The organism is Runella zeae DSM 19591, assembly GCF_000423565.1.
Classification (GTDB): domain Bacteria; phylum Bacteroidota; class Bacteroidia; order Cytophagales; family Spirosomataceae; genus Runella; species Runella zeae.
Genome location: NZ_KE384043.1, coordinates 74,198 through 87,778, shown reverse-complemented (window position 1 = coordinate 87,778; position 13,581 = coordinate 74,198). Strand labels below are relative to the sequence as shown.

General features: G+C 44.3%; 10 protein-coding genes. 7 read left to right on the top strand and 3 right to left on the bottom strand.

From position 1 onward, the window contains the following. Nucleotides 1–3: 3 nt before the first annotated feature. The 6 genes from kdpA to G563_RS0129345 all read left to right on the top strand — a co-directional run bounded on the left by kdpA (nucleotide 4) and on the right by G563_RS0129345 (nucleotide 8,530). A complete protein-coding gene (gene kdpA, locus G563_RS0129370) occupies nucleotides 4–1,695 on the top strand; it encodes a potassium-transporting ATPase subunit KdpA (RefSeq protein ID WP_028668483.1) in 1,692 nt (563 codons plus the stop codon). An 18-nt stretch (nucleotides 1,696–1,713) separates the two neighbouring features. Continuing rightward, nucleotides 1,714–3,768, top strand: coding sequence for a potassium-transporting ATPase subunit KdpB (gene kdpB, locus G563_RS0129365; RefSeq protein ID WP_028668482.1), 2,055 nt, complete (start codon nucleotides 1,714–1,716; stop codon nucleotides 3,766–3,768). 31 nt (nucleotides 3,769–3,799) lie between these two features. Beyond that, nucleotides 3,800–4,360 (top strand): K(+)-transporting ATPase subunit C, encoded by a 561-nt coding sequence (locus G563_RS0129360; RefSeq protein ID WP_028668481.1) that lies wholly within the window; start codon nucleotides 3,800–3,802, stop codon nucleotides 4,358–4,360. A gap of 254 nt (nucleotides 4,361–4,614) precedes the next feature. Then, nucleotides 4,615–5,691, top strand: a complete 1,077-nt coding sequence (locus tag G563_RS0129355) for a porin (protein ID WP_028668480.1) — start codon at nucleotides 4,615–4,617, stop codon at nucleotides 5,689–5,691. Between the two features lie 12 nt (nucleotides 5,692–5,703). Then, the gene (locus G563_RS0129350) at nucleotides 5,704–6,828 is read left to right on the top strand and encodes a histidine kinase (RefSeq protein ID WP_028668479.1); all 1,125 of its coding nucleotides are present in this window, start codon (nucleotides 5,704–5,706) and stop codon (nucleotides 6,826–6,828) included. A 4-nt stretch (nucleotides 6,829–6,832) separates the two neighbouring features. Beyond that, nucleotides 6,833–8,530 (top strand): ATP-binding protein, encoded by a 1,698-nt coding sequence (locus G563_RS0129345; RefSeq protein ID WP_028668478.1) that lies wholly within the window; start codon nucleotides 6,833–6,835, stop codon nucleotides 8,528–8,530. Here the strand turns inward: G563_RS0129345 and G563_RS0129340 are convergent. The 3 genes from G563_RS0129340 to G563_RS0129330 all read right to left on the bottom strand — a co-directional run bounded on the left by G563_RS0129340 (nucleotide 8,512) and on the right by G563_RS0129330 (nucleotide 11,230). After that, nucleotides 8,512–9,237 (bottom strand): DUF8737 domain-containing protein, encoded by a 726-nt coding sequence (locus G563_RS0129340; RefSeq protein WP_028668477.1) that lies wholly within the window; start codon nucleotides 9,235–9,237, stop codon nucleotides 8,512–8,514. The genes G563_RS0129345 and G563_RS0129340 overlap by 19 nt on opposite strands. A gap of 104 nt (nucleotides 9,238–9,341) precedes the next feature. Then, the gene (locus G563_RS36180) at nucleotides 9,342–10,220 is read right to left on the bottom strand and encodes a LytTR family DNA-binding domain-containing protein (RefSeq protein WP_051211280.1); all 879 of its coding nucleotides are present in this window, start codon (nucleotides 10,218–10,220) and stop codon (nucleotides 9,342–9,344) included. 17 nt (nucleotides 10,221–10,237) lie between these two features. Beyond that, a complete protein-coding gene (locus G563_RS0129330; RefSeq protein WP_028668476.1) occupies nucleotides 10,238–11,230 on the bottom strand; it encodes a Gfo/Idh/MocA family protein in 993 nt (330 codons plus the stop codon). Between the two features lie 440 nt (nucleotides 11,231–11,670). Between G563_RS0129330 and G563_RS0129325 the strand changes: the two genes are divergently transcribed. Then, a complete protein-coding gene (locus tag G563_RS0129325) occupies nucleotides 11,671–13,578 on the top strand; it encodes a tetratricopeptide repeat-containing sensor histidine kinase (protein WP_028668475.1) in 1,908 nt (635 codons plus the stop codon). The last annotated feature ends 3 nt before the right edge of the window (nucleotides 13,579–13,581 follow it).

Here is a 13,581-nt window from a genome sequence, read left to right as displayed (position 1 = left end):
ATCATGTTAGAAGAAATCTTAGGCATCGCTTTTATCTTCGTCATTACTGTACTTTTGGCAATTCCGTTGGGAAAATACATAGCGAAGGTATATTCAGGCCAATCTACTTGGCTTGATTTCATGTCGCCACTCGAAAAAATAATCTACAAAATTTGCCGCATCAATCCCAAAAAAGAGATGACTTGGCAAGAGCACCTCACGGCGCTTCTTACGATCAATTTGATTTGGTTTTTGTGGATGATGGTTGTATTGATGAATCAAGGGTGGCTTCCTCTCAACCCCGACGGCAATCCCTCTATGAGTGCTGATTTGGCTTTCAATACCGCGATTTCATTTTTGGTCAACTGCAACTTACAACATTATTCGGGCGAAACGGGGGTCACTTATCTATCCCAATTGGGTGGGCTGATGTTTATGCAATTTGTGACGGCGGCTACGGGTATGGCAGCTGGAGCCATTGTTTTTAAAGCCATGAAAGAGCACCAAACCACTCAGCTGGGCAATTTTTATGATTACTTCCTAAAATCCTGCACCCGAATTTTATTACCTATTTCGCTCGTATCAGCCATTATTTTGGTATTCAACGGTACTCCAATGAACTGGGAAGGCAAGGCCGCTATCACTACGCTGCAAGGCGATTCGGTACAGGTATCACGCGGGCCAGCGGCGGCGATGATTGCTATCAAGCAAGCCGGAACCAACGGTGGCGGGTATTTTGGGGTCAACTCTTCCCACCCCCTCGAAAACCCCAACTATCTTACCAATATCGTCGAAAACATCCTCATCATCCTTATTCCGATTGCTTTTGTGTTTGCATTGGGCTTTTATCTCAACCGAAAAAAATTGGCTTGGATGATTTTTGGAGTCATGACGCTCGGTTTTTTATTACTTCTCAGTACGTCAGTTTATTTTGAAATGCAAGGCAATCCTGCCCTTACTAAAATGGGAATTCATCAGAGTCTTGGAAGTATGGAAGGCAAAGAAATTCGTTTTGGGGCGGCGGCTTCTGCGTTATGGGGCATTACGACTACCACTACTTCCAATGGCTCCGTCAATGCCATGCACGACAGCATGACTCCCCTATCGGGCGCGATGCAGATGATCGATATGATGATCAACGCCCTCTATGGTGGTGTAGGTGTAGGTTTTCTTAATTTTTACGTCTTTATCATCATTGCGGTATTCATTTCAGGGCTGATGGTAGGGCGTACACCCGAATTTTTGGGTAAAAAAATAGAAGCCAAAGAAATGAAAATTGCTACGTTGGTAGCCCTGCTGCATACGTTCTTGATTTTGTGCTTTACGGCATTGGCGAGCTACGTATTTACCAAAGATACGAGCGTAGGCTGGCTCAACAATCCTAGCTTCCACGGATTTTCGGAGATGCTCTACGAATACACCTCTTCCTCGGCCAACAACGGTTCGGGATTTGAGGGCCTTGCCGACAACAATCCTTTTTGGAATATTACCTGTGGTATTGTACTGATTTTGAGCCGCTACTTACCTATCATTGGTCCCGTGGCGATTGCGGGGATATTGGCTAACAAAAAATACATCCCCGAATCAGAAGGAACACTCAAAACCGATACTACCACTTTTGGTTTTATGGTTTTTGCCGTGATTTTCATTATTGCAGCCTTGTCATTTTTTCCAGCGCTTGCGTTGGGTCCTTTGGCGGAGTTTTTTACACTATAATTTTAGATTACAAAAAATATGAAACGTTCTCAATCGGTTTCTCTCTTTCAGTGGGACATGACCAAAACGGCTATGATAGAGTCGTTTATCAAATTAAACCCTGCTACTATGTTTCGTAATCCTGTCATGTTTACGGTCGAAATAGGCACAGTAGTGATGTTTTTTGTGTGCCTTCAAATAGCTTTTGGAGGGGATACTTCCCAAGGTAGCCTGGCGTACAATATCGCCATTTTTGTGGTTCTTTTACTCACCCTTCTTTTTGCCAATTTTGCCGAAGCGTTGGCCGAAGCCCGTGGCAAAGCCCAAGCTGATAGTCTCCGCAAAACCCGCGAAGACACCCCGGCCAAGGTAATCAGAGCCGTAGGTCAATTGAAAGTAAATGAGCTACAAATCATGCCTTCGTCTCAGCTCGAAAAAGGCGATATCTTTATTTGTGAAGCAGGAGACATTATCCCTTCCGACGGCGAAATCATTGAAGGATTGGCGACCATCGACGAGTCGGCCATCACAGGCGAATCTGCGCCCGTGATTCGGGAAGCGGGTGGCGACAAATCTTCCGTAACAGGTGGTACCAAAGTTCTTTCTGACCATATCAAGGTCAAAGTCACTACGCAGCCGGGCGAGAGTTTTTTAGATAAAATGATTGCTTTAGTGGAAGGAGCTTCTCGCCAAAAAACACCCAACGAAATTGCGCTTACTATTTTGTTAGCAGGCTTTACGCTCATCTTCGTGATAGTGTGTGTCACGCTCAAGCCTTTTGCTGATTATGCCAATACCCCCATCGCTATCTCTGCTTTTATCGCGCTCTTTGTATGTCTTATCCCTACTACCATTGGTGGGCTTCTTTCGGCCATCGGTATTGCGGGCATGGACAGAGCGCTACGCGCCAATGTCATTACAAAATCTGGCAAAGCCGTCGAAACGGCAGGCGACATTGATACCCTCCTGCTCGATAAGACAGGTACTATCACCATAGGCAATCGCAAAGCGACGCATTTTTGGCCTACCGCAGGAGTGACTGAAGAGCAATTTACGTTAGCAGCCATGTATTCTTCTTTGGCCGACGAGACGCCCGAGGGCAAGTCTATTATCGAATTAGGCTTACAAAAAGGCACCAAACTACCCACCATGCCTGCCAATGCCGAAATGATAAAATTTACGGCCGAAACACGCTCTTCGGGCGTCAACTTACCCAAAAACATCAAAATCCGTAAAGGTGCGCAAGATGCGATTCGGATGATGGTAGAGCGCGCTGGCAATGCTTTCCCCAAAGATACTAGTGATAAAGTACGCGAAATCGCCACCAACGGCGGCACGCCGCTGGTAGTGTCTGAAAATGATAAGGTACTGGGTGTGATTGAATTGCAAGACGTAATCAAACCCGGTATCCAAGAACGATTTGAAAGACTACGAAAAATGGGCGTCAAAACTGTGATGGTAACGGGCGACAACCCTCTCACTGCCAAGTACATTGCCACGGTAGCGGGGGTAGATGATTTTATTGCAGAGGCCAAACCCGAAGACAAAATGAACTACATCAAAGCCGAGCAAGCCAACGGCAAACTTGTAGCTATGATGGGCGATGGTACCAACGATGCCCCTGCCCTTGCTCAAGCCGATGTAGGTGTAGCCATGAATAGTGGCACGCAAGCGGCCAAAGAAGCCGGAAACATGGTAGATTTGGACAACGACCCTACCAAGCTGATTGAAATTGTCGAAATTGGGAAACAGCTCCTCATGACGCGTGGTACGCTTACCACCTTCTCTATCGCCAACGACGTAGCCAAGTACTTTGCCATAGTACCCGCTTTGTTTGTGACTTCGATTCCGGCCCTGCAATCCCTCAATATTATGCAGCTTAGCAGCCCTCAAAGTGCCATTTTGTCGGCGGTGATTTTCAATGCCATCATTATTCCTTTGTTGATTCCTCTGGCACTCAGAGGAGTAGCTTATAAGCCTATCGGAGCTAGTGCACTCCTACGCCGCAATCTCCTCCTTTATGGGGTAGGTGGGCTTATTGTGCCTTTTCTTGGTATCAAACTCATCGATTTGCTAGTAGGAGTCTGGTTATAAACAAAATATTGACCTTCTAATTTATTTCCCAATGAAAACACACCTCGTATCCGCCCTCTGGATGACCCTTGCGACCTTTGTTTTGCTAGTGGTCATTTATCCTCTTCTTGTTTGGGGTTTCGCGCAGTTTGCCCCCGAAAAAGGCCGTGGCGAAACCGTCTCTGTCAATGGAAAAATCGTCGGTTTTGCTAAAGTGGGTCAAAAATTTTCGGAAGACAAGTATTTTTGGTCGCGCCCATCAGCAGTAGAATACAACGCCGCTGGCTCAGGTGGCTCCAACAAAGCCCCTTCTAATCCCGAGTATCTGGCTCAAGTTCAGGCCCGAATTGATACATTTTTGGTGCACAATCCTACTGTAGCGCAGTCAGAAATTCCTTCCGAACTTGTCACTGCCTCAGGAAGTGGACTCGACCCCCACTTATCTCTTCAAGCTGCCAACATCCAAATAGCACGGATTGCTAAAGTACGCAACCTCCCCGAAGCTAAAATCAAGGCCTTGGTAGATGCCCACGCAGAGCCACCACTTTGGGGATTGTTTGGCCCCACAAAAATCAATACATTGGCATTAAACATTGCCCTAGATAAACTCTAACATATTACGAGTCAAGTTTGGGGCAATTAGGTCATTCAAATACGAAAGGCTTTCTGAGTTTCATATTATTTGCCTCGTTAAGTAAAAAATTTCAATTTTTACCCGCAGAAACTCGCTGAATAATACAAACGCCGATTTTGGCAGAAAAAGAGTTTTATGTAATCTCCCATCTACATTTATCGGTGGATTTCAATGGGCGGGTAAAATTTTAAGTGTCGTATTAAAATGTCTCCAATTTCAAAAATCAGATTTACATGAATCAGTTATTAAAAATAGTGCTCATGGCTCTCTTGCTTTCACCCTCCTTGGCCCAAACTACCGATTCAACTTCCCGAATCTCCGTCAGTGGCTACATAGAAGCCTATTACAGCTATGATTTCAATCAACCTTCTAACAATGAGCGCCCCTCGTTTGTATATAGTCACAATCGGCATAATGAATTCAATATCAATTTAGGCTTTGTGAAAGCATCGTATAGTACCAATCAAGTACGCGGCAACTTAGCGCTTATGGCAGGGACATACGCCAACGCCAATTTGGCCGCCGAGCCTGCTACTTTACGGCATATTTATGAAGCTAATGTGGGTTTCAAGATTTCAACAGCCAAAAACCTGTGGATAGATGCGGGGGTTTTTAGTTCGCACATTGGTTTTGAAAGCGCTATTTCAAAAGACTGCTGGACACTTACTCGTAGCCTCATGGCCGACAATACGCCCTATTATGAAACGGGTGCCAAAATCGGCTATACCTCCGACAACGGCCGCTGGTTTTTATCAGGATTAGTACTAAATGGCTGGCAGCAAATCCGCCGTCCTGATGGCAATACAAGATTGGCAATAGGCACCCAAGTTACCTTCAAGCCTAGCAGTAGGGTGACGTTAAATTCTAGTACTTTTTTGGGCGGTCGGCCTGATGCCTCCAATCGCAATCGTTTTTTTCATAATCTCTATGGTATTTTCCAACTTACTGATAAATTGGGCCTTACTGCCGATTTTGACTACGGCATTGATCAGCGGCAAGCTGGTGCCTCCCAATACGACGCATGGAGTAGCTGGGTAGGGATTCTAAAGTATCAATTTTCTCCCAAAATAAGCATGGCAGGCCGTTTAGAGAAATATACCGATAAAACAGGATTGGTCATCTCCACCAATACGCCCAATGGCTTTCAAGTTTTGGCCTATTCGGTCAATATAGATTATGCTATCTTGTCCAATTGTGCGTGGCGTATAGAAGGTCGGCGTTTGGATAGCCAAGATGCCATTTTTGAGAAAGCGGGCAAAAACACCTCTTCTGATTTTGTCCTGACTACATCTCTCGCGCTTTCATTCTAATTCTTTACCTTTATGCCTACACCCGAACAAAACGCCCAATATTTCCTTGACTTAATCAAAAAGTCGAAACAAGGGAAACTAAAAGTATATATCGGTATGAGTGCGGGTGTAGGCAAGACTTACCGAATGCTCCAAGAAGCCCACACCTTGCTTCGCAATGGAGTCGATATTAAGATTGGTTTCATCGAAACCCACGGTCGTTCCGAAACCCATGCGCTCTTAGAAGGCTTGCCGATGATTGCCCTCCGAACGGTTTTCTATCGAGGCAAAGAGCTTTCTGAAATGGATTTACAAACAATCATCAATCTGCATCCAGAGGTTGTGATTGTGGACGAACTTGCTCATACCAACATTCATGGCTCAAAAAACGAAAAACGCTGGCAAGATGTACTCGACCTTCTTTCCGCAGGTATCAGCGTGATTTCGGCGGTCAATATTCAGCATCTCGAAAGCCTCAATCACGAAATACTTCAGATTACGGGCATAGAAGTCAAGGAAACGATTCCGGATAGTATTTTGCAACAAGCCGACGAGGTCGTCAATATCGACCTTACCGCCGATGAGCTTGTGACTCGTCTCAAAGAAGGAAAAATCTATGACAAATCGAAAGTGGCCACCGCCCTACAAAATTTCTTTCAAGCCGAAAAAATCCTACAACTTCGCGAATTGGCGCTGAAAGAAGTAGCTTCGCAGGTAGAACGAAAAGTAGAAACGGAGGTTCCGAGAAATGTCAGTATGCGCCCCGAGCGTTTTTTGGCTTGCATCAGCTCTAACCACGAAATCGCCAAAAAGATTTTGCGCAAAACGGCGCGTTTGGCAAGTTATTATCAAGGAAAGTGGTATGTATTGTATGTACAAACTTCTCATGAAGATACCGACAAAATCGGCCTTGCCGCCCAACGCCACCTGATCAATAACTTCAAACTAGCCACTGAACTGGGAGCAGAAGTAGTAAGAGTCAAAAGCAACGACGTAGCACAAAATATTTTTGAAACCGCCCAAAAACACCACATCACTACCGTATGTATAGGCAAGCCTCACGGTAGTTTTTGGAGGATAGTGACGCGCACCTCACTCTTTTATAAGCTTTTACAAAAAGTATCAGACACCGACATCGACCTTGTAGTAATCAGTTGATACCATGAAACTCAAAACCAAACTTCGTTTAGCCCTTACGTTTTTGTTTGCCGTAATACTGCTATTGGGCGGCCTAAGTGCATGGTATCTCAAAAAACTTTCCCAAGAAGCGCAAGGGATTCTGAAAGATAACTATATCTCTTTGGAATACGCACATCATATGCGCGACGTCATTGACAACAACAATTGGAACGAAGAAGATTTTCGCATTTTTGAAAACAATCTCCGTCAACAAGAACAAAACCTCACGGAGGTGGGCGAAGCCGCTCTGACGCAAGAACTGCGTGCGCATTTCAACGCCTTCAAACAAACCCCCGACAGTAGCCGTCTTCAGCTTATGAATCGACAGCTAAGCCAAATCACGGATATCAATATGCAGGCTATCATTCGTAAAAATGAGCAAGTCAAAAAGACCGCCGATAGCGTGTATTCTTACATGGTGCTCATCGCCACGATATGCGCATTGGTAGCGTTTTCGTTTATCATCAATTTCCCTAAAACAATCTCTGAGCCTATCCAACAAATCACCGACGGGCTTCGAGAGATTAGCCTGCGAAATTATGAGTCGCGTCTGGGTACCAATCGCTCCGATGAGTTGGGCGAAATGGCCAAGGCTTTCAATCAAATGGCCCAAAAACTCGATGAATATGAGCACAGTAGCTTGGCGAGAGTGCTCTTCGAAAAACGCCGCACTGAGACGATCATCAATCAAATGAACGACGCCATTATCGGATTAGACGAAACCAATCACTTGCTTTTTATCAATTCGGTAAGTGCCGAAATGCTTGGCTTAGACGCTTCTCAAGTACCTGGTCGCTACGCTCCTGACTTGGCTCTTAAAAATGATTTGCTCCGTACACTACTCAATGATGAATCCTCACCAAAACCACTCAAAATATTTGTCAATGAGCGCGAAAGCTATTTTACCAAAGAAATATTGGAAGTAAAAAACGGCGACCAACGCATCGGCAAAGTGATAGTTCTGAAAAACATCACCCCTTTTCACGAACTCGACCAAGCCAAAACCAATTTCATTGCCACGATTTCGCACGAGCTCAAAACCCCCATTTCTAGCATCAAAATGAGTCTGCGTCTTTTGCAAGACCAACGCATCGGTAATCTCAATGACGAACAAAAACATCTGCTGACGCAAATTTTGGAAGACAGCCAAAGATTACTCAAAATCACTGGCGAGCTGCTTGACTTATCGCAAGTAGAAACCGGCAACATCCAGCTCAATTTCAAAACAGTACAACCCCAAGAAATGATAAATATGGCCGTAGAAGCCGTTCGTTTTTTGGCCGAACAAAAACAAATTCACTTTCAAATCGACCTGGTACCTCCTCTCCCTGCGGTACAAGCAGACCTTGATAAGACTGTTTGGGTATTGATGAACTTCCTCTCCAATGCCCTACGCCACAGTCCCGACCATTCTACCATTCAAATCCAAGCACGACTACACGAAGCTTTGCACAAGGTAGAGATTTCGGTAAAAGACGAAGGCAAAGGCATTGAAGAAAAATATCAGCAACGCATCTTTGACCGATATTTTCAAGTACCAACTCAGGGGCAACCCAAAACAGGCACAGGGTTAGGATTGGCTATTTCAAAAGAATTTATCGAAACACAAAGAGGAAGTATCGGAGTCGAAAGCGAATTGGGAAGCGGAAGCCGTTTTTGGTTTCAACTGCCCGTCGCATAGCCTTTCATAAGTTGTCGAAGTGCCACTAAATGTGAGAACAAAACAACAGGTACCACAAAACCTGGCAACCAAATAAATGTAGGCTTCAGAACGCCCACGTTGGGCTGTTCAAAGCCCCATTGTTGAATCGGCAAAGGGGATGACAGTATCGCCATAATGATGATATTGAAGAGTAATCCTAAAGAAACTAGATTCCACCAAAACAAAACCTTACGCGACCATTTGCCCTTTTCAAATATCATCCATGCCATCACAGGAGCTGTAATTCCAGCCAAAATATCCCAATTTTTACCCTCAAACGTCATAATTTGGGGGATTTGATGCGCTAAATAGAGCTCCCACAACAGCCATTCTACTACTATCCGAATACTATGAATCCATGTCAAAGGTTTCAATGGAAGGGCGTCTATCCAACGTTTTCCAGCAGCGTGTACAAATACCCCTCCTAGCCCACCCAAAGGAGGAAGTATCGCCACCAAAAAACGCGGTGGCATGGTCGCGAAATGTAAGAAAAACCCGTGCTGTGCTAGCAAATACAGCACCAATAACCATCCTCCGCTTCCCCCCAAAAACCACCAAGCAGTTTTAGGAGATACTTTACGAAAAATAAGAAACATTGCTCCTACCAACAGCAGCACTAGTAAGCCAAACGTAATAGAAAGCCAAGAAGGAATAGGGCTTAATAAAAAAGCAAAAAAAGTCTTCATCGTATTTTAATAAAGTGAAAAGCGACAACTTAGCCGCTCTTCAAAACAAATCGATTTTGACAATTTCGAGCGACAATCTTAGCCCATATGCCGCCCAATAGTACCTACTCAAGGGATGAATGGTCAGGGGTGGGGGCTTTGTCGAGCCATTTTCGAAGCTCAGCACTACGGTAGCGGCTTACGACCACTTCCTCTACGGTTTGGTTTTGGTGCAGGGCTGGTATGAGCGATACCAACATTTTACGATTTTCGACGTTTTTCAATGCCCTAATAGCACCTCTCCCAGCCACAATTTGACGACTAAGCGGAAAGAAATAATCGCAAGGAAGCTCGGGTACAATTTCATTTAATGAATCATAATCGGTCGTGACCTTACTTCCATCTCTCTTAACCATCAACACGACCCCCGCTGTCGAATAAAAATATGCAATCTCACTCGGTTCCAAGAGCAGTTGCGCTTTATTGAGTTTTACCTTTATCAAAGTAGGAGACAATGCTTTCTGAGTCAAATCTGGTAGAGAAGGTAATTCTTCCCTTTGTTTTTCCCAATAAATGGTTTTCATCAAATAAAAAACGATATAAGCTCCATTGAAAATAGTCGCAATCGTAGCACAAACTACCATGCCTGTCATTAAAATCGAAACAGTGGGCCATTGTTGACGATAGATACGCTGGGCAATGGGAAACACGACCAAAAACGTCAGCATAGTAGCCAGAGCATTCAGGGTGATTTGGCGTGTTATCCGGCGAAGTGGGTTTACATAAAATGGCAATTGACGATCCATCCACTCAAACAAGCGCCAATTGACCTCCCAGCAGCAAAACATGACCGTGCCTACCGTAAAAAAATAAGGCCAAGGAAATCGATAATCGATATTCCAAGGCCATAGTTTTGTAAATACCACATGTGATGCAACAAAGGCTGCCGCAGGAATGCAAACCAGACGAGCTATCCAATCTTTTTGCCGTGATATTCCCTGCATGTGTCAAGGTTGCTTATTTATGCTTCCTCTTTTTTGTCAAAATCTTTGTAGACAAGGCCAATTTCTTGGCGTACTGCGTCGAGCAAGGAGATCAGATTCATACTATCGGTCAGGGACCAGCCATCGCTTTCGAGCTTGCCAGCCGCCAAACACGCATTTACTTCTTCTATTTCGTACTGATATCCCCACGTAGGACGCTCAAAGGTAAAAGTTTCGGTAGTGTCGTCGTTGTATTCTACCGTGATAGCCTTACTTTCATGCCAGCGCGTATGGATTTTGATGTTTCCTTTTTCTCCCAATACAAAGGCTTCGCAGGGGGTTTTGGCCATGAAAGTGCAGTCTAAAAAGGCAAATTTTTCATCATCATACGTCAGTACCATACCCGTAGATTCGTCTACGTTGGTTTCTCCAAAAATAGCCTGCGCTTTGATTTTGGAAGGTTTACCCAGCACTAAATAGGAAAAAAACAAAGGATAAATTCCAATATCTAGCAAAGCTCCCCCGCCCAGACTTTTGTTGAAAGTACGTTTGTCTACATCATAAGGAGCTTTAAAACCAAAATCCGCTTTTACGCCCAATACTTTGCCAATCGCCCCTGATTGGATGATTTCGAGGGTTTTGAGCGTAGTCGGTAAAAAACGCGTCCAAAGTGCCTCCATCAAAAAAGTGTTTTGGCTCCGTGCCACATGAATCATCTCGCTGACTTGGGCGGTATTCATGGCAAAGGGTTTTTCGCACAGTACCGGAATACGGGCATTGAGGCACAAAAGCGTGTGATCGAAATGCCCCACGTGCGGTGAAGCGATATAAACGGCGTCTAACTCAGGACAATTGACGATTTCTTCGTAACTCCCATACGTATAGCTAGCACCGTACTCGCGGGCAAACAACTGCGCCCGCCCCAAATCGCGTGAAGCTACCGCCATAAGCTTGGCTCCTTCTACTTGCATTAAGTCTTGGGCAAATTTGTGCGCAATGCGCCCCGGCCCAATGATTCCCCAGCGTATCATGTAAATTTTATGGTTTTGAGTTTTGACAAAGAAACACTTAGCCAAGCACAAATACCAAATAATCGGCAGAATTAATCACTAAGGTGCCTAGTAGGGGGTAATTTTGGAGATAGCATTCTAAAAGAGACATACTACTATTTCTCTTTGAACTTGAAGACTTCTTGTCTTATCATAAAATGATAAGATTTTGCTGATACTGCTCAACAAACAATTTTTGATTTGCATAAATTACTTTGCTTTTTGAGTCACAAGTATCTACATCGCTATCAAATCACAAAACCCGAAACTTGCTGCACTTCCTAAAGGTCATTCTTGGGCTTTTCAGAAAATATACCATAAAAGCGACAATAATTATTTCCGTTAAGTAATTTTATCCTAAATTAGAAGGCGCAAATCGCACAAAATCAGTACATTTACCCTATTCTTTTTGACTTTCTTGTATGAAAAACTGGTTTTTAATAGGAAGTTTTTGCTTGATTTTTTGTCAAACACTAGCTCAAATACCACGGCTCGACCATACACGCAATCACAATCGTGCCTACAAAGACAGTCTAAAAACCGTGGCAAAAGGGCTTCTTTCGGCTATTTCTTCTAAAAATACGATTGATAAGGCATCTTCTGAGCAAAAAATGAAAGTGCTGAATCTTCTTAGTTCCCTTTATCTAGAAGGAGACTATCGAGACCTCGACACAAGTATGAATTACAACGACCAACTCTACCAACTTGCCTCTCAACAAAACGATAAAGAAATGATGATATCGGCCTTGCTAAGGCGCGAGATCAAATACCGTCGCAATCATGACTATGGCAAATCGCTAGAAGTGACCATGGAAGCCCTCAAAATTTGTCAGTCGATAGGCCCTTCTTGCTCCAAATCATGGATGATTAAACAAAATTTAGGTTTGAGTTTTTTTCATTCGTCCAATTACCCCAAAGCCGAAACCTACTTCCAGCTCGCCTTAGAACAGCTCCGCAATACGCCTATGGACGACGAGCCTCTGAAGAAAAAATATTTTTTGGGACTTTATAGTATGCTCAATAGCCTCTACCAACAATGGGGAAAGGACGAACTCGTAATGGATATGTTTGAGAAAGAGCTTGAAGTAGCACGTACCCTCAACAACAAACACTCTCTAGCAGGGACTTACGAAGAAATAGGTGACTATTACAACAAAAAAGGACATGCGGGCAAGGCTTTGCCGTACTTGAGCAAAGCCTATGCGCTTTTTTCCGAAATTCAGCATTTGCGCGGTGTAGCCTCGGTAACCAATAGTCTAGGCGAAGCTTTTTTGATCCTTAACGACTACGGAAAAGCGCGTCATTATGCCCAAAAAGCCCTTGACTTAGCCAATCAACACAACTACGCCTCTCTCAAACCTTATGCCTATCAAACCTTAGGGGCGTCGCAAGAAAAACTTGGTAACGAGCTTGAAGCCTTGAGAGCTTACCGACTCGTATCTGCCTTGAGAGATAGCCTAGGACTTACGCGCCGCTTGGTGGCGTTGGCAGATATGCAGCGCGTATATGAAGTAGACAATGCCCGCCTTGAGCAGCAAATCGCCCTCCAAAACCGCACCCGTAATGGTCTCTTAGCGGGGCTTTTGCTTGTGAGTGCATTTGGGATTGCACTAATCGTATATAGCCGTATTTTGACCAAGAAAAACCGTGAACTTGCCCGCAAAAAAAGGGAAATAGAGGAAGCTTTTTTGAAAGGTCAAACCACCGAAAGAAAACGGGTAGCAACTGAACTGCACGATAATCTTGGGGGACTACTCTCAGCCGCAAAGCTCAGTTTGCAAATTTTAGACCCTTCTCAGCTAGACCGCAACGAACGCGAAATCTATGACAATGTAGTAGAAATGATGGTAGATGCTTGTCGGCAAGTGCGTACTTTATCACATAATATGCTTCCCGAAGATTTAGAAAAAGAAGGTCTGTGGATGGCTTTAGAACGCCTTGTTCATAAACTCAACCGCGCAGGCACTACCCAATTTACCCTCCAAATCGGCAAAGACATTCCCAAACGTCTGTCGCCCGAAACCGAATTTAATCTCTACCTGATTAGTTTTGAGCTTTGTAACAACGTACTCAAACACGCCCAAGCCACCAAAGCCTATATCAATCTCCAACGCTCAGGGACTCGATTTATGCTATCGGTATCTGACAACGGCAAGGGCATTTCGAAACTCCAAAAAACGGAAGGTATGGGGTTACAAAATATCAAACAACGCGCTAGCGACATTAAAGGAACTTTCTCGTTTGAAAGCCAGCCTCAAGGAGGAACTATCTTTATCATCAACATTCCTTCTGACTCCACTAAACAGGGGCAATTGGCTTTTCAAAACTAAAAA

What these genes read in the sequence shown, in the direction of transcription:
- G563_RS36180 (WP_051211280.1), bottom strand. Translation starts at nt 10,220, where the DNA reads ATGCAGGGAATATCACGGCAAAAAGATTGGATAGCTCGTCTGGTTTGC.
- G563_RS0129355 (WP_028668480.1), top strand. Translation starts at nt 4,615, where the DNA reads ATGAATCAGTTATTAAAAATAGTGCTCATGGCTCTCTTGCTTTCACCC.
- G563_RS0129350 (WP_028668479.1), top strand. Translation starts at nt 5,704, where the DNA reads ATGCCTACACCCGAACAAAACGCCCAATATTTCCTTGACTTAATCAAA.
- G563_RS0129330 (WP_028668476.1), bottom strand. Translation starts at nt 11,230, where the DNA reads ATGATACGCTGGGGAATCATTGGGCCGGGGCGCATTGCGCACAAATTT.
- G563_RS0129340 (WP_028668477.1), bottom strand. Translation starts at nt 9,237, where the DNA reads ATGAAGACTTTTTTTGCTTTTTTATTAAGCCCTATTCCTTCTTGGCTT.
- kdpB (WP_028668482.1), top strand. Translation starts at nt 1,714, where the DNA reads ATGAAACGTTCTCAATCGGTTTCTCTCTTTCAGTGGGACATGACCAAA.
- G563_RS0129345 (WP_028668478.1), top strand. Translation starts at nt 6,833, where the DNA reads ATGAAACTCAAAACCAAACTTCGTTTAGCCCTTACGTTTTTGTTTGCC.
- G563_RS0129360 (WP_028668481.1), top strand. Translation starts at nt 3,800, where the DNA reads ATGAAAACACACCTCGTATCCGCCCTCTGGATGACCCTTGCGACCTTT.
- G563_RS0129325 (WP_028668475.1), top strand. Translation starts at nt 11,671, where the DNA reads ATGAAAAACTGGTTTTTAATAGGAAGTTTTTGCTTGATTTTTTGTCAA.
- kdpA (WP_028668483.1), top strand. Translation starts at nt 4, where the DNA reads ATGTTAGAAGAAATCTTAGGCATCGCTTTTATCTTCGTCATTACTGTA.